This is a genomic window from Staphylococcus piscifermentans (assembly GCF_900186985.1).
GTDB lineage: Bacteria > Bacillota > Bacilli > Staphylococcales > Staphylococcaceae > Staphylococcus > Staphylococcus piscifermentans.
Genome location: NZ_LT906447.1, coordinates 464,753 through 485,829 on the forward strand (window position 1 = coordinate 464,753; position 21,077 = coordinate 485,829).

The 21,077-nt window shown below is 35.4% G+C and carries 14 protein-coding genes and 1 pseudogene; 13 read left to right on the top strand and 2 right to left on the bottom strand.

Annotated elements, in window-relative coordinates; genetic code table 11:
- The first annotated feature begins 7 nt into the window (after window positions 1-7).
- The gene (locus CKV71_RS01845; protein ID WP_095103213.1) at window positions 8-1,555 is read left to right on the top strand and encodes an oligosaccharide flippase family protein; all 1,548 of its coding nucleotides are present in this window, start codon (window positions 8-10) and stop codon (window positions 1,553-1,555) included.
- Window positions 1,556-1,632: 77 nt separating this feature from the next.
- Here CKV71_RS01845 and CKV71_RS01850 read toward each other — a convergent pair whose 3' ends face one another.
- Both CKV71_RS01850 and CKV71_RS01855 read right to left on the bottom strand, forming a co-directional pair.
- Window positions 1,633-3,456: a sulfatase-like hydrolase/transferase gene (locus CKV71_RS01850; RefSeq protein ID WP_095103215.1), complete on the bottom strand. Its 1,824-nt coding sequence runs from the start codon at window positions 3,454-3,456 to the stop codon at window positions 1,633-1,635.
- A 308-nt stretch (window positions 3,457-3,764) separates the two neighbouring features.
- A complete protein-coding gene (locus CKV71_RS01855; protein ID WP_095103217.1) occupies window positions 3,765-4,343 on the bottom strand; it encodes a TetR/AcrR family transcriptional regulator in 579 nt (192 codons plus the stop codon).
- Between the two features lie 150 nt (window positions 4,344-4,493).
- Between CKV71_RS01855 and CKV71_RS01860 the strand changes: the two genes are divergently transcribed.
- From CKV71_RS01860 to CKV71_RS12390, 12 genes and pseudogenes are all read left to right on the top strand, one after another.
- On the top strand, window positions 4,494-7,124 hold the full coding sequence (locus tag CKV71_RS01860; protein ID WP_095103219.1) for an MMPL family transporter: 2,631 nt from the start codon (window positions 4,494-4,496) through the stop codon (window positions 7,122-7,124).
- A gap of 275 nt (window positions 7,125-7,399) precedes the next feature.
- Window positions 7,400-9,568 (top strand): bifunctional glycosyltransferase/CDP-glycerol:glycerophosphate glycerophosphotransferase, encoded by a 2,169-nt coding sequence (locus CKV71_RS01865; protein WP_095103221.1) that lies wholly within the window; start codon window positions 7,400-7,402, stop codon window positions 9,566-9,568.
- A gap of 94 nt (window positions 9,569-9,662) precedes the next feature.
- Window positions 9,663-10,229, top strand: a complete 567-nt coding sequence (locus CKV71_RS01870) for a DUF488 domain-containing protein (RefSeq protein WP_095103223.1) — start codon at window positions 9,663-9,665, stop codon at window positions 10,227-10,229.
- A gap of 137 nt (window positions 10,230-10,366) precedes the next feature.
- Window positions 10,367-10,759 carry a (deoxy)nucleoside triphosphate pyrophosphohydrolase gene (locus tag CKV71_RS01875; protein ID WP_095103225.1) on the top strand — a complete coding sequence of 131 codons (393 nt, stop codon included), beginning with the start codon at window positions 10,367-10,369 and terminating at the stop codon, window positions 10,757-10,759.
- Window positions 10,760-10,765: 6 nt separating this feature from the next.
- Window positions 10,766-13,636, top strand: a pseudogene (locus CKV71_RS01880) (DUF3427 domain-containing protein).
- Window positions 13,637-13,731: 95 nt separating this feature from the next.
- On the top strand, window positions 13,732-14,361 hold the full coding sequence (locus CKV71_RS01885) for a TetR/AcrR family transcriptional regulator (RefSeq protein WP_095103227.1): 630 nt from the start codon (window positions 13,732-13,734) through the stop codon (window positions 14,359-14,361).
- 122 nt (window positions 14,362-14,483) lie between these two features.
- Entirely contained in the window at window positions 14,484-15,065 is a 582-nt protein-coding gene (locus CKV71_RS01890; RefSeq protein WP_095103228.1) for an MptD family putative ECF transporter S component, read from the top strand.
- 1 nt (window position 15,066) lies between these two features.
- Window positions 15,067-15,771, top strand: coding sequence for an energy-coupling factor transporter transmembrane component T (locus CKV71_RS01895; protein ID WP_095103230.1), 705 nt, complete (start codon window positions 15,067-15,069; stop codon window positions 15,769-15,771).
- Between the two features lie 9 nt (window positions 15,772-15,780).
- Entirely contained in the window at window positions 15,781-17,256 is a 1,476-nt protein-coding gene (locus CKV71_RS01900) for an ABC transporter ATP-binding protein (RefSeq protein ID WP_095103232.1), read from the top strand.
- Window positions 17,249-18,991: an ABC transporter ATP-binding protein gene (locus CKV71_RS01905; RefSeq protein WP_167376358.1), complete on the top strand. Its 1,743-nt coding sequence runs from the start codon at window positions 17,249-17,251 to the stop codon at window positions 18,989-18,991. The genes CKV71_RS01900 and CKV71_RS01905 overlap by 8 nt, the downstream gene beginning before the upstream one ends.
- Window positions 18,991-20,718 (top strand): ABC transporter ATP-binding protein, encoded by a 1,728-nt coding sequence (locus tag CKV71_RS01910; protein WP_095103236.1) that lies wholly within the window; start codon window positions 18,991-18,993, stop codon window positions 20,716-20,718. Before CKV71_RS01905 ends, CKV71_RS01910 begins: the two co-directional genes overlap by 1 nt.
- A gap of 172 nt (window positions 20,719-20,890) precedes the next feature.
- Complete coding sequence (locus tag CKV71_RS12390; protein ID WP_126557852.1) at window positions 20,891-20,986, top strand: type I toxin-antitoxin system Fst family toxin; 96 nt, start codon at window positions 20,891-20,893, stop codon at window positions 20,984-20,986.
- The last annotated feature ends 91 nt before the right edge of the window (window positions 20,987-21,077 follow it).

Here is a 21,077-nt window from a genome sequence, read left to right on the forward strand (position 1 = left end):
TAATAGTATGAATCAAAGAAGAGCTGGAGCAATTATATCCTACATATCCATATTCGGTAATATTTTAGTAGCGGTGTTATATACACCTTTCTTCATCCGTACGCTCGGAACTTCCGAATATGGATTATATAATTTAGTCCTTTCATTCTTAGTTTACTTGAATATTATGGACCTTTCATTCGGGAATACGATTGCTAAATATTTATCACAAAACCGAGTCAACGGCTCTAAAAAACAAGAGTCGCGTATCCTCGGCAATATCTTGAATATTTATTTCTTATGCTCGCTCATGATTGGTTTGTTGGGCGTGATTTTGTATTTTAATGCAGATGCTATCTTCGGTCAGTCTCTTGGACCGAAGCAATTATCAGAACTGAAATTGATGTTGATTTTTATCATTATCAATATCATGATTTCATTTTACCCAGGTATCTTTAATGGTATCTTGCAAGCTTATGAATATTTTGCGATTGCAAAAACAATGCTGCTCATTCGCGTCATAGCACCTTCTATTATTGCGACGCCATTTTTATTAATGGGTTATGGGGCAGTGACAATTATCGTTATCACTTTAAGTGTTAACTTTTTAGTCTTAGTGCTTGGAATGATAATGTGTCGTTCACGTGTGCAGATCAAATTTGATTGGCGCGGTTCTGTAAACCTTACGAGCTTAATTCAGCAAAAGGAATTAAATGTTTATCTAGGTCTCGTGTTGGTCTCGATTGCGATTGAGCAATTGACTTTAAACTTCGGCCAAATGATATTAGGTGCCATTAACGGTACAGTTGCAGTTGCGATATTTGTCATTGCTGTTCAGTTCGTTAAGATTTTCCAACAGTTTGCGACTTCTATTAACAATGTGACCTTCCCGAGATTTTCCATGTTAGTAGTCGAGGGAGCCGATAACCATATGTTATTAAATGAAATGACGCGTGTCAGCCGGATTCAATTAATTGTATTAACATTTATTTTATCGGGCTTTGTCATTTTTGGTGAAAATTTTATTGTGATTTGGGCAGGCCCTGATTTTAGACCTGCATACATTATGACAGTAGTATTAATGTTTACGATTACCTTCCAGCTTTCGCAGTTGCCGGCTGTCAGTATTATTCAAGCACATAACCGCCAGACATTTCGTTTTATTGTCTTAGCAGCAACCTTGTTGATTGCTATCGCAGGAGCAGTGATTACGGCACCGCAATATAGTGGTTATGGTGTCTCATTATCAATCGGTGTCTTTAGTTTCTTAGGTTATACTTTGATTATGAATGTGTACTACCACCGAAAAATTGGGTTGGATATGCAGAAGTTTTGGCTGGAAATGGGTAAAATCTGGTTGCCGATGATTGTGATGACTGCAATTTACTATTTTGTTTATCAATGGATAGCTGCACATTTCGGCAAAGGTTTAATTATTTTAGGCCTCAATATTATTGTGTATTCACTGCTCTATTCTGTCGTATTATGGACTGTAATTATGAGCAACAGTGAAAAGAAAATCGCATATCATATTCTTAACCGCTTTAATCCTAAAAAAGGAAGTAAAGCACATTAAAAAAGAATCTTGCCCGAGAGCGAGATTCTTTTTTTATAAACTGCATGAAATGAGGTCGGCAGTTTTGCAAACAATTTTTAATGAGACTGTTTTTCAGAAACGAATTCTTTATCATAGTAGTTACTGCGGATACTCAGTTCACTATCAAACTTTTTGAAACCGTCGCGTTCAATTAAAGTTTTTTCTTTTGAGAACAAATCAGTTCCAAGTCCAAGACGATGGCCTTTAATTTCTACACCCATTGCAGAAAGAGTAGTCGGGTAGAAATCAAGTGGCGCATATTGACGCTGTTTAGTTTGATGCGGTTTCACAGCCGGATTTAAAATCAAATTGAACACAGTACGATTGTATTTCGGATCGAAGTGTTTAAAGAATTTTTTATCCATACTGCGATGATCTCCAGTAATTACAATAGTCGTATTATCGTAGAATGGTTGTGCTTGAATCCATTTAATAAATTTTACAGCTTCTTCATCAGAATAAGAGATTGCATTAGCGTAATGGCTTTTATGCGGTGTTGGTGCATTTTTTGAAAGGTAGCCGTCTGGGAAATGCGTATCTGCTGTTTCCATTGTGAAATTAAACGGTTTGCCTGCTTTAGAAAGGCGTGTAATTTCATCTTTCGCAAAGCCGTAAAGTTTGTCATCTTCAAATCCCCACCACACGTTGTAGTCTTTAGGAATTAATTTTTGCTGACGTGCATATTTCACGTCGAAGATTTTATAATGACCGTGCGTAGTGAAGTAAGTTGTCAGCCCGCCGAAGTCAGCATCTGCGCCGAACATAATTGTTTGGTTATAACCTTCTTTATGCAAGATATCCCCGATACCGACTGCACCTGGCAAGAAATATCCTGATTTACCATAGCTGTTGCCGTTCATCGGTATTTTTAAAGGAATTCCCATTCCCATATTGACCATACCAGCAACGGACCAACCTGACCCGTATATTTGCTGAGGCCCTCCAAATGGTTTGTCCGTATTAGAAAAATGAACACCCTCATTTGAAAGCTTTGTCAGATTCGGAATTAAATTTTCATCCATATAGCCGCCTTGTGATTTAGAGGCATAAGAATTTTCCATTGATTCTAAGTAAATATGGATTAAATTACGTTTTTGTTTCGGAAATTTCAAATGCGCTGCATCGCTTGTGACATAATTATCTTGGATATATTTCGAGTCTTGGTTATAGGCGCGGTAGACTTCTGGCAGTTTCAATTTATTAGAACCATAATAGAGGCCAGAGATTAAAACCGCTGTTGCGATAATCAATAAACCGAAACGAATGATAATACGTTTAAGAAACGTTTTTGCGCCTTGTGCTGTAAGCCATTGGATGTTGAAGCGGTTGAAAGCAACTAAGAATAGCAGCGGCAATGAATAGAAGATGGCCTTTAAAATCGGACCTTTCAACATCGCGTTTGTCATATCATCGCTGGTACCCTTAATCGGAGAGTTGAGATTGAATAAAAATTGTTCCGGCGTAATATTACCGAAGAAATCTATAAACCAATCAGCAAAGAAAACTGCAAGCAGCCCAATGACAGTGAATAAAATAATTACTATATTAATCAGTGCATCTGTCCAAGCACGTTTTGGTGCTTGATGTTCAAATTGCAAACGTCGATTCAACACGGCTTGCACTAACATCAAAATAATTCCTAAAATACAAGCTAAAATAATATATTTCAAAGCAAAGGATGTTTGATACATTTTCGGTAATAAGGTATTTGGTTTATGTAGATAAAGAATCAATATACCGATAACGCTGGCGTTAATAAAGATAGTGTAGAAAAAGAATGAGGCAATCCATTTGAAAATGGAAACCTTGCGGCGAATCAATAAGCAATCGAGCACTGTAAATAGTATACCGATAGCTAAATAAATAACAAATTGAATCATGATGGTTGTTTCTCCTTAAATAGATGTTAATTATTGAATGCATTTCTCATAATAGCGGGTTAATAATATATAATTTTACTATCGGAGTAGAAAAAAGTCATTAGAAAATTTGGTGAACATTGAAAAAAGATGAGCTTTTTGTGGGGGTGATGAAGGATAGGTAGGTTGAGGTGGATAAAGAAGGCAGAATGAGCAAAGTGTCTAGGCGGGAAGTTCGAGCCGCAACACTTTGGCTCTCACAATGAGCCAGCACCTTAACTTTTTGCTCCATAAAACAGATCGAGCCTCTCCTGTGGCCCCACACCTTTTTAAATATCTTCTTTAATTTTAATATTTACCAGTTTATTGAAAATTTCATCCAGCTTCTCTAAAGATAATTTGCCACCACTTTCGTTATTTATATTATAACAATTATCTACATGATTCCATTCACCCATCGCTTGAATAGAGGCTTCAAAGACACGTGCAACCAGACTGATAGGAATGTCGCTGTCGATTTCAATTTTATCTCTATTATTTTCAATATCTTCTCGTAATTTATCAATAAAAATAGAAGTTGCTGTTTCAAAGAATTTGGCATCATGTTTTTGTTTTTCACTAATCTTATTAATAGGAAAATCAATAAATATGGCAATAGATTGAAACGGTTGCTTGATCCGTTCACGAACATCTTTATCAAAATAGTCTTGAGTCAGGTTATGCAATAAATAAGACAATAAATCATATTTATCAAAAAAGTGCTTGTAAAAAGTAGTTCGATGTACCAACGCTTCTTCACAAATCATATTCACAGTAATAGAAGAAAAAGGTTTATTTTCAAGCAAATTCAGCAACGATTCTGATAAAGCGCGTTTCGTTTTAACTACGCGTAAATCTTTCGGGTTCAATTCTACATCTCCTCCTTAGTGTAGTTTAAACTTATAAATAGATTGAATTATATCTGTACAGGCAATAATTAACCATGTAGCATATGTGATACGTAATTAATCTACTGTGTAGAATAAACTATACTGTATATTTAAAGAGGAGGCAATACTTTGGCAAAATTTCTTTATAAAATCGGTTCATTTATTGCGAAACACAAATGGTGGGCCCTTGTTGCATGGGCCGTCTTACTTGCAGCAGTACTGACACCGATTGCAATAGATAAACCTAAATTTGATAACGATATCAAGATGACCGGTTTAAAATCTATAGACACGAATAAGAAAATTGAAAAACATTTTAACGTAGATAGTGAGAAAGCCACCATTACAGTGGTGATGAAATCTCATTCTAAAGATGGGATAGTGAAAAAAGACGTCATGAAAGACGTTCAAAAAACATTAGATGACATTAAAGATGACGACAAACATGTAGATAAAATCACTGATCCCTATAAAAATAAACAAATCAGCAAAGATAAAACTACAGCCTTTGCAGATATTCAATATGACGTTTCAGCTACATCCTTAAGTAATAAAAGTAAAGATAAAGTCAAAGACAACTTAGATGACTTGAAAGATAAACATAATCTAGAAACTGAATTAACAGGTAACGGTATGAGCGGCAGCGTAGATACAGGCGGTGCTTCAGAAATTATCGGTATCGCAGTAGCCTTTATCGTCTTGTTAATCACATTCGGTTCATTTGTCGCAGCAGGATTGCCGATTATTTCAGCAGTCGTCGGTTTAGTAACCAGCGTCAGCATTATCGGTTTAATGACTAAAATCGTGGATGTACCGAATGTTACGCTTACACTTGCAGTCATGATTGGACTCGCAGTCGGTATCGACTACGCACTCTTTATCTTATTCCGGTATCGCCAAATCATTAAAGAGGAACGCGACGTTCCTAAAGCAGTCGGCCTCGCAATCGGTACAGCAGGCGGTGCCGTTATTTTTGCCGGAATTACCGTAATCATCGCTGTCTGCGGACTTGGACTTATCGGCATCAAATTCTTAGGAATCATGGGTTACATGTCAGCTATCAGTGTCCTCTTCGCAGTTATTAGTGCCCTGACATTAGTGCCGGCACTCATCAGTATTTTCCATAAAGCAATCCGACCGAAAGTAGAACGCAAATCACGTAAAACAGCAGATACACGCTGGTCCCGCTTTGTTGTTGGCAGTCCGCTTGCAGCCGTATTAGTCGGTGTGATTATTTTAGGCCTAGCCGCTATGCCGATCTCCCAAATGCGTTTAGGTATACCAGATGACGGTGTTAAACCTGATCACACAACGCAAAAGAAAGCTTATGACATAATGAGCGACAAGTTTGGAGAAGGCTTCAACGGTAAAATACCGATGCTTGTGAATGTTAAAGATAAAAAAGATAACCCAGAAGAAATGCAAAAAGACTTGAAAAAATTAAGCAAAGACATCAAAGATATGGACAATGTCGATATGGTGGCACCACCGCAAATGAGTAAAAATAACGACTATGCCTTAATTACAGTCATTCCAGATAAAGGACCACAAGCAAAAGGCACAGATGATCTCGTTAAAGACTTGCGAGATTATCATGACGACGCCAAAGATAAATATAGCTTCTTAACTGAAATCTCAGGTCAGAGCGTTATCAACCTAGACATGTCTAAGAAATTGAACGATGCGATTCCTGTCTTTGCAGGTATAATCGTTGCATTAGCATTCTTATTATTAATGCTCGTCTTCCGTTCAATTATCATTCCATTGAAAGCAGTAGGCGGCTTCTTGCTCTCCTTAACTGCCACACTTGGATTTACAACACTCGTCATGCAAGAAGGCTTTATGAAGCAACTTTTCGGCGTCCACGAGACCGCACCCGTCCTAGCCTTCCTGCCAGTCATCGTCATCGGTATCCTCTTCGGATTAGCAATGGACTATGAAGTATTCTTAATGTCCCGTATCCACGAAGAGTACAGCCGAACTCACGATAACAAACACTCAATTAAAGTAGGTATCCGAGAAAGCGGCCCTGTAATTATTGCGGCAGCCCTTATCATGATCAGCGTTTTCATGGCCTTTGCCATCCAAGACGACGTAATGATTAAAACAATGGGTATCGCACTCGCATTCGGTGTTTTCTTCGATGCCTTTATCGTCAGATTGCTGATGATTCCAGCACTTACCGCTTTATTCGGCAAAGCATCATGGTACCTGCCAGCATGGTTGAACCGCATCTTGCCGAAAATCGATATCGAAGGACACGCCTTAGAAGACATGATGCCGCGTGAAGATTACATTACAGAACAAGAAGAACGCGCAGCACAACGTCGCAAATACAGTGTAGTCAACGAAGAAACCGCAGATACACGAAACCTTTACAAACAATTGCGCAACACAACAGACCAACCGAACCATCTTATCTATGATGCGTTGCTGCTGTATGCGAAAGACCATGCCCCAGAAATTTACCGAGAACATACTGGAAAAGAAAGCTCTGAAGAGGCGAGAGAAACCGAAGATACCTCCCAACGCAGCCTGCATCCACATAGTGGAAGCGGTTATAATGAGGTCGGTCATGATGAAAATCATCCGCACACTACAGAAGCACCAAGTATTATTCAAGGCAATGAAACAACAAGATACAGCACACCAAGTGCGCAACAACGAGAAGATTTATATCGTCTCTTAAGCCAACAAAGCAAGAATATCAGCGAAATGAACGATATAATCAGACATTTAATTAATAAAAATAATCAATAGCAGTTAAAGTAGGGGGAGCCGGACATTTTTAATGTTCCAGCTTCCTTACTTTGTGTCCAAACATTTATAAAGATTTAACAAAGCGAGCATAAGAAGCGCCGAACAGTTGATACAGCAAGTTTTGCAATTGAATAAGGTGCGATTAACATATATTAGATGATGTGTTTCGTTTTCAATTTTATGAGAAATAAAATATAATTCTAGATTGTATTATGCTTCACATTTGAAGCAGCCAATCAATGTTATTTCTATATACAGACAAGGAGCAACATACAATGAATGACTTAACGGTTATCATTACTTACTATAACTCAGAAGAATATATTCGTGATTGTATTGAAAGTTTGAAACAACAACGTAATCAAAATTTCGATGTAATCATTGTGAATGATGGTTCTACTGATAATTCAGAAACTATTTTAAAAGAAACACTCAAAGATTATGATAAATCTATCCATTATATCAACTTGCCAGAAAATCAAGGACATGCACATGCTAGAAACTTGGCAATGCAAGACGTTACGACACCTTATTTTATGTTCTTAGATGCAGATGACCAGCTGGCAACTTATGCGATAAATTTTTATTTGAAAAATATCAATGGGCTCGATGCATTAATTGCGCCGATTAATAATTTCAGTGTTAATCGACCGCAGTACATCGATCCGAACAAAGTCAGATTGGAATACATGAAGGCCAAGCACAACCCGAATTCCTTTTTACGTAAGAATACAGCTTGTAATATCCTGTTTAAAACAGCGATTGTGCAAGCGCATAATTTACAGTTCGACGAGCATTTGAAAACCTATGTCGATAATTCGTTTGTAGTGGATTATCTCCCTTATGTAAATCGGTTCGTGCGTATCTTCGGTTTCCCATTTTATTATAGAGGGGAAGTTTATGACCCGTTTGAAACTGAGAAATTGACTGCACAAGATGCCGACGAATTATTCGAAGATTATGCGGATAGTTACTTGCATACGGTGCAAAAGACAAAGAATAAGAAAGTGAAGCGCTTCTTGACAGATAAAATGGCGAAGAAAATCCGCCATGTATTTGATCCGGCGCAAAAGGATATCGGATTCCATTATGCACAACACGAGAACACGTTGGTCGATTTAGCACGTAAAATTAAACGTCCGCTTCTCGTACAAGGCGGCGCCTTATTCAAAGCTGAAATGCTCTTCCTCATGCTGCGCCAACCGAAAGCAGCCTATACTGTCAACCGTACACGCGAATGGATTCGTCTCATGAAAAATATTGTCTTGAACCAAAAAGGCAAGAATCGTTCTATTTACGAACTGACAGATGCACCGGAAAATGTGCAGAACACTACTATCGTCTTTGAAACATTCGGTGGTAAAAATTATAGCGATAGTCCTAAATATATTTATGAATATATGCAGAAGAAATATCCTTACTATAATTATGTCTGGTCCTTCAAAAAACCTTCTGCACATGCAGTGCCTGGAAATGCGCAAAAGGTGAAGCGAGGTTCGAAAGCTTATTATAAAGCCTATTCGGACGCCCATTACTGGGTAGCCAACGCCCGCACGCCGTTATATTTGAATAAAAAAGAAAACCAGACTTACATTCAAACTTGGCACGGCACACCTTTGAAACGCTTGGCTAATGATATGAAAGTGGTGCGTATGCCTGGAACCACAACGTCAGCCTATAAACGTCATTTCAAAGAAGAAACAGAGCGCTGGGATTATTTAATTTCACCTAACCGTTATTCCACAGAAATTTTCGAGTCTGCCTTTTGGATGAACCCAGAACGCATCTTAGAAATCGGTTATCCGCGTAATGACGTGTTGGTAAATCGTCAAGATGATCAAGCTTATATAAATGAAATCAGAGAAAACTTGAACATTCCTCAAGATAAGAAAGTGATTACCTACGCACCGACTTGGCGTGATGATGAATTTATCAAAAGAGGTCAGTATTTATTTAAATTACAAATCGATTTAGACCACTTGCAGCAACAAATCGGCGATGAATACGTGATATTATTGCGCATGCATTATTTAATTGCGAACGCTTTAGACTTAAGCGGCTATGAAGATTTTGCTATCGATGTTTCTAATTATGAAGACACATCAGAAATCTTCTTGATTTCGGATGCCTTAATTACAGATTATTCATCCGTCATGTTTGATTACGGTATCTTGAAACGTCCGCAGTTCTTCTTTGCGTACGATATTGAAAAGTATGATAAAGGACTGCGCGGCTTCTATATGGACTATAAAAATGATTTACCAGGTCCTATTTTCACTGATCCGCATGCATTGTCAGAAAGCTTGAAAGATATTTCGAAAGTGAAAAGAGACTATCAAGAGAAGATTGATGCCTTTTACGACCGCTTCTGCAGCGTTGAAAACGGTAAAGCGTCTCAATATATCGGAGACATGATTCATCGCAATATAGAACAAAATAAATAGTTTTACTTTGAGCAGAGCCCCTTATACAGGCGGTTCTGCTTTTCTTATGCTTTCTTTTTCAGAAAAGGGCTATAGTAAAAGAGAGGTGAACACGATGCGTACAGAAAAAGTGATTTATACTATCGGCCATTCAAATCATGACCAAGCGACATTCTTAAAGATGCTGCAGACTTTCGATATCGAAGTCTTGGAAGATATCAGAGCCTTTACCAAGAGTCGTAAATATCCGCAATTCAATGATGAACATATGAAGGAATGGTTAGAAGAGGCTGGCATTGAATATCGTCAAGACCATGAGTTAGGGGGCAGACGCCGTCCGAGCAATACAGTCGGTCGTTCGCTCAATTCAGGTTGGCAGAACGAATCCTTCCATAATTATGCCGACTATACTTTGACAGATGCGTTTAAGGATGGAATTCATACTTTGGAAAAAATTGCGGGAGAGAAGCGGACTGCTTATATGTGCGCCGAACATCATCCGGCACGTTGCCACCGTTTGATCGTGAGTAATTATTTGGTCGCTAAAGGATGGAAAGTGTTGCATATTATGCAAAATAATAAAGGTGACATTATTACGCAAGAACATCGATTAGGGCAATGGGGCGCTATGCCGATTATTGAAGATGATGGCGAAGTAGTGTATCCGCAAAATACAGATTGACGTATATATTTCCGCCCAACTCTCCCAGTATTTTTCAGAAAAAGTTCACAAATTCGCTGCAATTATGTGGCATTCTGTCCTTAAAAATGAGATCCTGCTTATAAGAAGTGAATATTCTAGCAAGCGAGGGATTAAGAATGAAGAAATTAATCGAAGTGGTAGGCGCAGTTATTTATAATCATGACAAAATATTATGCGCACAGCGCAGTGAACAGATGAGTTTGCCTTTATTATGGGAATTTCCGGGCGGTAAAATTGAACCAGGCGAATCAGATGTCGAAGCCTTGAAACGCGAAATCCGAGAAGAAATGAAATGCGATTTAGAGGTCGGAGAGAAAATTACGACTACGACGCATGAATATGACTTTGCGATTATTCAACTCACTACATATCAATGTCGATTGCAAGCACAGATGCCGACGCTCACTGAACATAGCCAAATCCAATGGTTGAGCGCGGAAGACTTGCACCAACTTGAGTGGGCACCGGCGGATATTCCAACAGTTGATTTATTGGTCGAAAAGGGTTAATGGCCTATGGAAAATGCTATCGATGATTTGAAATATTCCTTGCATAAAGGATTTATCGACCGTTCCATTGTGCATCAAGGTCACCATGTCCCGAAACTGTTAATTAATAACGCAGAAGAAAATGTATTATCGACGGTCATTGATGAATTGCAAAAATGCCAATCATTTATGATTTCAGTCGCTTTTATTACGGAAAGCGGTTTAGCGAGCTTAAAAGCACATCTTTATGACCTCGCTCAAAAAGGAGTCAAAGGTAAAATACTGACTTCGAACTACCTCGGATTCAATACACCAAAAATGTATGAAGAATTATTGAAACTGAAAAATGTTGAGGTCCGTTTAACAGAAGTGCCAGGATTTCATGCAAAAGGATATATTTTCGAACATGATCAATTTTCATCGTTAATCGTTGGCAGTTCAAATTTAACTTCCAACGCACTTAAAGTGAATTACGAACATAATATTCTTTTTTCTACTCATCAAAATGGAGATTTAGTGCATCGTGTAAAACATCAATTCACGGACTTATGGGAACAAAGCACGCCCTTAACACCAGATTGGATTGCGCATTATCGCGAAGTGTATCAGCCGCAAGCCGTGCAACGTGTATTTGAAGACAGCCGATTGCAAACTGATTTGATTAATCGCGTGGATGATGCGACACAGATTGAACCTAACTTAATGCAAGTCGAGGCATTGCAATCTTTGAGTAATGTACGTGCACGAGGAGAGGACCGCGCACTGATTATCTCAGCAACCGGAACAGGGAAGACGATTATGTCTGCTCTCGACGTGCGACAAGCAGAACCTGAACGTTTTCTTTTCGTCGTGCATAGCGAAACTATCTTGAATGACGCAATGCGGGCTTATCAGAAAGTCTTGGCCACAGAACCCGCTTCAGCTTTCGGCAAATTATCCGGACAGCACAAAGATATGGATGCGAAATATTTATTTGCGACCGTGCAGACATTATCTAAAGCACATATTTATTCGCAATTTGATCCGGCAAGTTTCGACTATATTGTCTTTGACGAAGCACATCGTTCAGCCGCCGATACCTATCAACGCATCTTCCATTATTTCAAACCGCAATTTATGCTGGGTATGACAGCGACGCCAGAACGTACCGATGATTTGAATATCTTCGAACAATTCAATTATAATGTCGCTTATGAAATTCGCCTGCAAAAAGCATTGGAAAGTGAAATCCTCTGTCCATTTCATTATTTTGGCGTTTCCGACTATGTACAAGACGGAATGGTAGTGGATGATAATAGTCAGTTGCGGTATTTGACTTCAGATGAACGGGTGAAATATATCCTAGACCGAACGCGCTATTACGGTTATTCCGGGGACGTGCTGAAAGGCTTAATCTTTGTCAGCCGCAAACATGAAGCGGTAGAACTTGCCGAAAAACTCACGCAGCAAGGGATAGCAACGACTGCATTGACCGGTTCAGATTCACAGCAACGCCGAAATACCGTGATTCAACAGCTTAAAGACGGAGAAATTAATTACATCATCACCGTTGACCTCTTCAATGAAGGTATCGACATCCCAGAAATCAACCAAGTCGTCATGTTAAGAGGTACACAATCCAGCATTATTTTTGTCCAGCAACTCGGACGCGGCCTGCGTAAAAGTCCTAACAAAGATTACGTGACCGTCATTGATTTCATCGGCAACTACAAGAACAATTATTTGATTCCGATTGCGTTGTCAGGCGACCATTCACACAACAAAGACAATTACCGCAAATTCTTGACAGATAACGCACCACTAAGAGGCGTTTCGACTATCAATTTCGAAGAGGTCGCCAAGAAGAAAGTCTTCGAATCCATACAAAGCGCCACCCTGAACGAAATGAAAATGATTGTAGAAGCTTATCAGAACGTGAAGAACCGTATCGGCAGAACACCGACCCTGATGGACTTTATCGAACAGAACTCCCTAGATCCAGACGTGCTGTTGTCGAAATTCGCGAATTACGAAATCTTTTTAGAAAAGAAAGCTCAAGTGACACCGCGCATCTCTGAGAGTGCCTCTAAGAATTTGACCTTCATGTCCAAAGAGCTGGCGCAAGGCTTGAAGAGTTAGGATTATATGACGATTGAAGTGTTAGCAGAACAAGATGAGAGCTTCGAAAGTTTAGTGACAAAGCTGCAAGCAAGAGATAGTGAGATTAGTGAAGCGGACGTGCAAACAAGTTTGAGAATACTCGATCAATCTTTCTTTAAAAAAGGAACGGATAAACATTACGGTCCACCTATCATCAATATCAAACATCAAGGCAAACAAATTCAATTGAGCGAACACTTTAAAAAGAATATGCAAAATAAAGCATTTCGGGCGCATTTGGATGATTTGATGCAACTTGCACATTATAAACACATCAATCATTATCATAATAGTAATAGCTTACAACTCTATCAGAAATACTCACGAAAAGATTTTGTGCGCATCATGAATTGGCAAAATGATGAATCTGCAACTGTTTATGGTTATAAACAGAAATATCAAACATTGCCTGTCTTCATTACGTATCATAAAAAAGAAGATATTAGTGAAACTACGGCTTATGAAGATGAATTCCTAAATCAAGACGAGCTAAAATGGTTCACACGTTCTAATCGTTCGTTGAAATCACCTGAAGTTCAGAATGTAATTCATCATCAAGAATTAGAAACACCGATGTATATGTTTGTGAAAAAAGAAGATGCAGATGGCAAAAATTTCTATTATTTAGGAACCGCCTGCTATATGGAAGGTACCGCTGAAGATGCACAAATGCCAGACGGTAAAAATGTAGTAACCATGCATCTCGCTATGGATACACCCGTACGTGATGATGTATATCGCTATTTAGTAGAGAAATGAAGGTAGAAACCTGGCTCAAAGTTGAGTCAGGTTTTTCTCTAGTGAGGAAATAGGGTATATTTAAGATAAGCTTTAATCGAAAGGAATTAAATTAATTGGCTATTACACGTAATTATGAAGAAACCCATAAAAAATTGTTGGATGTGAGTTTGAAAAACTTTTTAGAAAGTGGATTTGAACAAACAAAGTTAAGACAGATTTGTCGCGATGCAGAAGTGACTACAGGAGCTTTTTATAAACATTTTAAAAATAAAGAGGAAATTTTTGAAGAAATTGTTATGCCCCTCATCATTAAACTGAAAGAAGCCTACCAAAATAGATATACTGACTTTTTTGAATTTAATACTAAACAAGATGTGGTAAAAAAATGGGCGGATAATAATGATGAAATGTATGTCTTTATTGATTTATTTTATGATAACTATGATGTGTTTACTTTATTATTTTTTAATGCTCAAGGTACAAAATATGAGAATATGCTTGAAAAAGTAACGCAGTACAGCGAAGAAAATACTCATAAATTTTATAAGGTCCTTTTCCCTAATTCAGAACCACTCAACAAAGAGAAAGTTCATTTTTATACTTATGCTTATTTTGCGGCAATGTTAGATGTTTTGCGACATCAGTTTAGTAGGGAAAAAACAAAGGAATTATCTACTGATTTACATGATTTTGTGTTGCCAGGTTGGTTTAATTTTATGAATATAAAAAGTCTTGCTAATTAAAAAAGTTAAGTCTATAATCATAAATGAGATTGATTCTCATTTATTTTTGACTAATAGATAACAATGTTATCTTATTTTTTTAACCTTTAAGATTACACTGTTATCTAAAGGAGGTAACTTTCATGCAAAATGAAAAAATTAACGTTAAAGATTACATTAATATCGGAGTATTTACTGCTATCTATATTGTTATCTTTATGATAGTAGGTATGATGGGTTTCATCCCGATATTACTCTTTATTTATCCAGGTGCTATAGGATTAGCATGCGCTTTACCTATATTTATATTAATTTCTAAAACCAGAAAATTTGGAGTACTTTCGATTACAGCCGTGATACTAACTCTTTTCATGCTTGTGACTGGTCATCCTTGGTTTGGCATATTAATATCGTTGCCAGCAGGAATCATTGGCGATTGGATTATGAAACTAGGCAGTTATAAAAAGTGGATAAATTTATTAAGCGGCTATTGTGTTTTCTCATTGTGGGTTTTAGGAGGGTTTGCACCTTTCTTCTTTGTTAGAGAAAATTATTTTAAACAATTAGAAAAAGGTTATGGTAAAGATTACGTTACTGCTATCAGTTCGTTATTTTCTTATGAAATGATTCCGGTTTTAATCTTAGTCTGTGTAATCGGTGCAGCTATTGGAGCTTGGATATCGAGAGGTCTGTTGAAAAAACATTTTACCAATTTGGTGAATTGAAATGTGGACTGCTAATGAAAATAAAATTTTTTTAGATCCTCGAACATGTTTAATATTAAGTCTTATTATCTCTATTGCTTCAATGATTGGGAAAATTGAAGAACCAGGGATTTATTATAGATTAGTCGTAATTTTAATACCTGTGTTTCTTTTGTTTTGGATTAAAAAGTGGATAATGAGTAGTTTAGCTTTTATTATTTTACTTTTAAGTTGGCTCTATGAGATTAAAATAGGTCTGATAACTTCTAATATGTATACATTAATCGGGTATGTTGTTTCGAATATTGTTACCAGATTTTTACCTTCTATATTGATGGGTTATTTTATCATTAACACTTTAACCGTAGATAAATTTATAAGAGGATTAGATTTATTAAAGTTGCCGAGAGGTTTAATTATTTCAATAGCAATTATGTTCAGATTTATACCGACTCTAATTGAAGAACGTCATTATATTAAAAGTGCAAATAAAATGAAATCTAATTTCACAAATTCTTATATTATAACTTGGCCGGTTATATCCCAACTTGTACCTATTATTCATAGTGCTTTACGAATTTCCAATGATTTAACGATGTCAGTGTTAACAAGAGGTTTAGACATTAACAATACGAGAACTTCCATTATCCAACTAAAGCTGAAATTTATTGATTATGCAGTTTTAGGGATTGCTATTGTATTGATGTATTTTAATTTAATTATGTGAGGTTAAATTATGATTAAGTTAAATAATGTGAATTTTTCATATCAAGAAGGCCAAAAGATACTTAAAAATATTAATTTACAAATAGAAAGTGGAAAACTAATTGTTCTAGCAGGAAAATCAGGTTGCGGTAAGACGACCTTATTAAAAATATTAAATGGATTAATCCCTCATTTTATTCCGGGAACTATAGAAGGGAACGTCACAATTAATGAAAAAGATATTCGTGAACTAACATTTAGTGATATCTCCATGATTACTGGCACTGTCTTTCAAAATCCTAAAGCTCAATTTTTCTGTATGAATTCAACTAATGAATTAGCTTTTGAATCAGAAAATAACGGGATGGACCCTGTATTAATAAGAGAGCAAATTGAGAAGTGTTCAGAAAAAATGAATATTAGTCACCTTTTAAATAAAAATCTTTCAAAATTATCGGGAGGACAAAAACAAATTATAGCATGTGCTTCGATTTCTATATTATCTCATGACATTATTCTTCTTGATGAACCGACTGCTAATTTAGATTTTCAAGCTATTCAAAAAATAAAAGAACTCATTACTGTATGGAAAAGAGAAGGAAAAACTATTATTGTGGCAGAACATAGACTGTCATATTTAATAAATTTGTTGGATCAATTAATTATATTAGAAAACGGAGAGATTACGAATATATTGACCCATAATGAAGTTGCAACGATGACTAATAAGCAATTTAATGAAGCAGGCCTAAGAAGCCCTTGGGCACCTGTACTTACTATCGATAATAATGAGGAAAATCATTCAAATGATTATATTGAATTTGAAAATATCAAATTTAAATATAAATATACTGAAGATAACATATTAGATATACCTTTCCTCAAAATTCCAAAAGGTAAAGTAACTGCTTTAATCGGTAATAATGGATGCGGAAAGAGCACCTTAGCTAAATATTTAGCAGGACTAGAGAAGAATTATTTACGTAAGTTCTTTTTCTTAAATACAAGAAGTTTGATAGCAAAAGAAGTATTCATGGTTTTTCAAGATGTAAATAATCAATTATCAGCTAACACTGTATTAAGTGAATGGGAAATTTGCAGTAAAAAATGTGAAGATTTTGAACGTGAATCAACGCAACTATTGAAAGAATTAAATTTAGAAATTAATCAGGAAATGAATCCCCAAAATTTGTCAGGCGGAGAAAAACAAAGAGTTGCTATTGGAGAAGGGGTAATCGCACAAAGTGAAATACTGATATTAGATGAACCTACTAGCGGATTAGATTATTTTAATATGATTCGTATCGTAGAAGTAATTAAGAAACTTATGAAAAACAAGAAATTCACTGTACTGCTTATTACTCACGATTATGATTTTCTTCTAAGATTAGCAAATGAAGTAGTGGTAATTGAAAATGGCCGAGTCAGCGATCAATTTGAACTAAATTATAATGCTGTATCGAAAGCAACCCTTTATTTTAAAGGAAGTGAATTTAAAATTGAATAATATTAAAACTTTGTATAGATATATGGGTGGATACAAAAAGTACATTTTATTATCATTGATATTTTCAGCTTTAAGCGTAGTGGCGATGCTCATACCTTATTACAGTATTTATAAAATGCTGATGAATATTGTGAATAATGAAGAAATCGAAGCAGTAAAGTATGGGCTTTTAGCGAGTAGTGCAATTATAATCGGTGTAATTATATATTTTATTTCTTTATATTTAAGTCATATTAGTGCATTCGGCGTAGAGAGAAATATACGGAACTATGGAATTGATAAGTTAATGAATATTGAATTAGCTTTTTTTGATGATAATCAGTCTGGAACAATCCGTAAAACTATTGATGACAATGCCGCTAAAACACATGTTTTTATAGCACATAATTTACCTGATTTAGTAGGAATTTTAATTTCTCCAATTATTATTTTAACCTTTTTATTTACCATTAATTGGGTGATGGGGCTGATTATGTTGGTTATGATATTGGTAGCTCTATTCTTAATTTATTTGATGGTAGGAAAAGTCAATAATATGAAAAAATTCTTAAATTCATTAAATCAGATGATTTCAGATGGTACTGAATATATTCGTGGGATACAAGTAATAAAAATCTTCAATGCTTCATTTAAGAGATTTTTAAATTTCAAAAAAAGTGTAGGAGATTATAGTAGGTGGGCTACAAATTATGCATTCTCAGCAAGAGTTCCTTATGTATTTAATCAGATTCTACTACATGGAATCAGTATCTTAATATTATTGGTAACATTGCCCTTTATTGAACATTCTCCTGACTTCAACCAATTTTACGTTTCGATTATCTTTACAATACTTATAAGTGGGCAAATTGTGTTATTTCTGTCTAAAATTATGAACACGGGTGAAAATGTTTCCTTGGCTATTCAGATAGTGGGCGAAGTGGAAAATATATTCAGTAATTATAACTTTAATCAATTTAATGAAAGATTAAATAAAAAAATAGAAGGAAATATAGAGGTAAAAGATTTAAGTTTTACTTATGATAGCGATAAATATGCTTTAAAAGATATTAATTTTTCTATACCTGCTAAAAGTATCGTAGCAATTGTTGGTTCATCGGGTTCTGGAAAGTCTACTATAGCTAAAGTGCTTAGTAAGATGTACGGTAATTATGAAGGAAGTATCAAAATAGGCGACCGAGAGTTAAAAGATATTAACGAAGTTGATTATATGAATTATATGACCTATGTTTTTCAAGGGATGAAATTATATAATTTATCTATTTACGATAATTTAAAACTCGCAAACGAAAATATTACTGACAAGGATATTGAGAAGGCTATGCAAAAAGCACAATGCCAAGATATCGTAGAAAAGTTGCCTGAAGGATTGAATACTGTAATTGGTGGACAACATGTGAAATTATCAGGAGGAGAAATACAGCGTCTAGTGTTATGTAGAGCACTATTAAGGGATACTGAATTTTTAATTGTAGATGAAGTGACCGCTTCGATTGATCCGGTTAATGAATATAAAATTCAATGTATCCTAGAAGAACTAGTGAAAGAAAAAACTGTGGTCATTATTTCTCATAAGCTAAATCTAGTTAAAATGGCGCAACAAGTCCTTGTCATGAATCAAGGAAATATTACACAAAAAGGTTCTCATCAAGAACTCTTGTTAGAGGACGGTATGTATAAAACAATGTTTGAAAGATATAGACAAACTAAGACATGGAAGTTAGGTGAGTCTTAATGATTAATTATATTAAAAATAAATTTGCCCTGTCAGATCAAGGCGCAAAGAATTATATTATATCAGTTATTTTTGAACTGTTGAATAATATTTGTAATATGCTTCCAATGGTTTTGTTTATCTATTTTTTATACGAGTTAGATATGTTTATAAACGACTCGAATTATAATGCTATTCGATGGCAGACTTACTTAATTTCAGCTGCAATCATCATTATTTTGATGTACATTTTTAATTATTTGAGTTATTCTAGCAACTTTATTAATACCTATAAAGAAAGTGAAAATACACGAATGAATATTGCTGAAAAACTCTACAAGTTGCCAGTTTCTTATTTTTCTAGAAAATCTGCTGCTGAAACGAGCAATATTTTATTAAATGATATTGGCGATTTAGAAATGTTTTTATCTCATGCTTTACCTAAAATAACAGGGTTACTACCGATTATTGTACTTTTTTTAATTGGTTTATCAACATTAAATCTTACTATAACTCTTCTGTGTTCCTTAGTTATTCCACTCTCATATATTGTATTTCTAGTTTCTAAAAAACACGAGATTCATGCTTATCAAAGTTATTTAAATACGTTGACTTATCAAAGTGAGCAATATCAAGAACAGATTGAAATGATAAAGGAAACACGTCTATTAAATCAAAAAGAAAAAGCTTTAGATAAAATTAAAAAGTTATTAAAATCACAAGAAAAAATGCATATGAAGACTGAGATTCCCGGCGTTATATCACAAGGATTAGTTAATATTTTATTAACTTCAGGAATAGGTATTGTAATTATTACAACTTCTTATTACTATGCAATGCATAAAATTTCTTTTGTATTATTGGTTATTTTCTTAATTTCCTTTAGCAGGTTGTATTCGTTGATAATACAAATCTACGAATTATCAGCTATATCTCGTTATGTTAAAGTAAGAATCAATAGAATTAATGAATTATTAAATGAACCTGAAATAAAAGGAACTGAGAAGCCTGATAATAAAGATACAACTTTCACTATACAAAACTTAACCTTTGCATATAACGAGAATACAATTTTAAAAAATCTCAACTTTGTAGTCGAAGAGAATAAAATTACTGCTATTGTGGGAGCTTCAGGTTCAGGTAAAACAACTTTGCTCCGCGTATTAGCAAAGCTTTATGAATATAATAGTGGAACAATTTATTTTGGAAAATATAAACTTGAAAATTTATCACCGTCTGCGTTCTATGAGAAGATATCAGTCGTTTTTCAAGATGTAACACTCTTTAATACAACAATTATGGAAAATATTAGAATAGGTAATCAAGGTGCTTCTGACGAAGAAGTGATTCAAGCAGCTGAAATGGCAAGATGTAATGAGTTTATTCAACAACTACCAGAAGGCTACCAAACGAAAATAGGAGAAAATGGTTCAAGATTATCAGGAGGAGAACGTCAAAGATTATCGATTGCACGTGCTTTTCTGAAAAATGCACCAATCTTAATTTTAGATGAAATAAGTGCCTCTTTAGATTCATTAAATGAGTATGAGGTCCAGAAAGCTCTTACAAAGTTAGTGAAAGATAAAACAGTTATAGTAGTTGCTCATAGACTTAAGACTATTGAAAATGCTGATAAAATTATAGTATTAGATAAAGGGGAAATTATTGAAGAGGGTACCAAAAATGAATTATTAAAAATAAATGAGGGTGTATTCGCTAAAATGTATAATTTTGAAAATACAATTTAGATTATGTAGCCTGGCTCGTAGTGGAGTCAAGTTTGTTTATGTAGCGTGTTTGAAAATAAAATAGAAATAATTCATCTTGTCAGTAATAGATGTATTTGTACATTCATTGATGATATAATATTGAAGTCGCTTTTACTTCCGGCGATAATTTCGACGGAAGGAGGTGCTGAATATGCAAATAATAGTTGTACACATCATTGCGCCAGTCATCAGTGGCTGTGTAGTTGCATACTTTACTTATTGGCTTAGTAGTAAACGTAATAAATAGAAAGCGACAATAAGCCGCATCAAAAAATCCCCTCACTATTACCGGTAGTGAGGGGATTGGTGCATATATGCAAATAATTGTTGTTACGTAG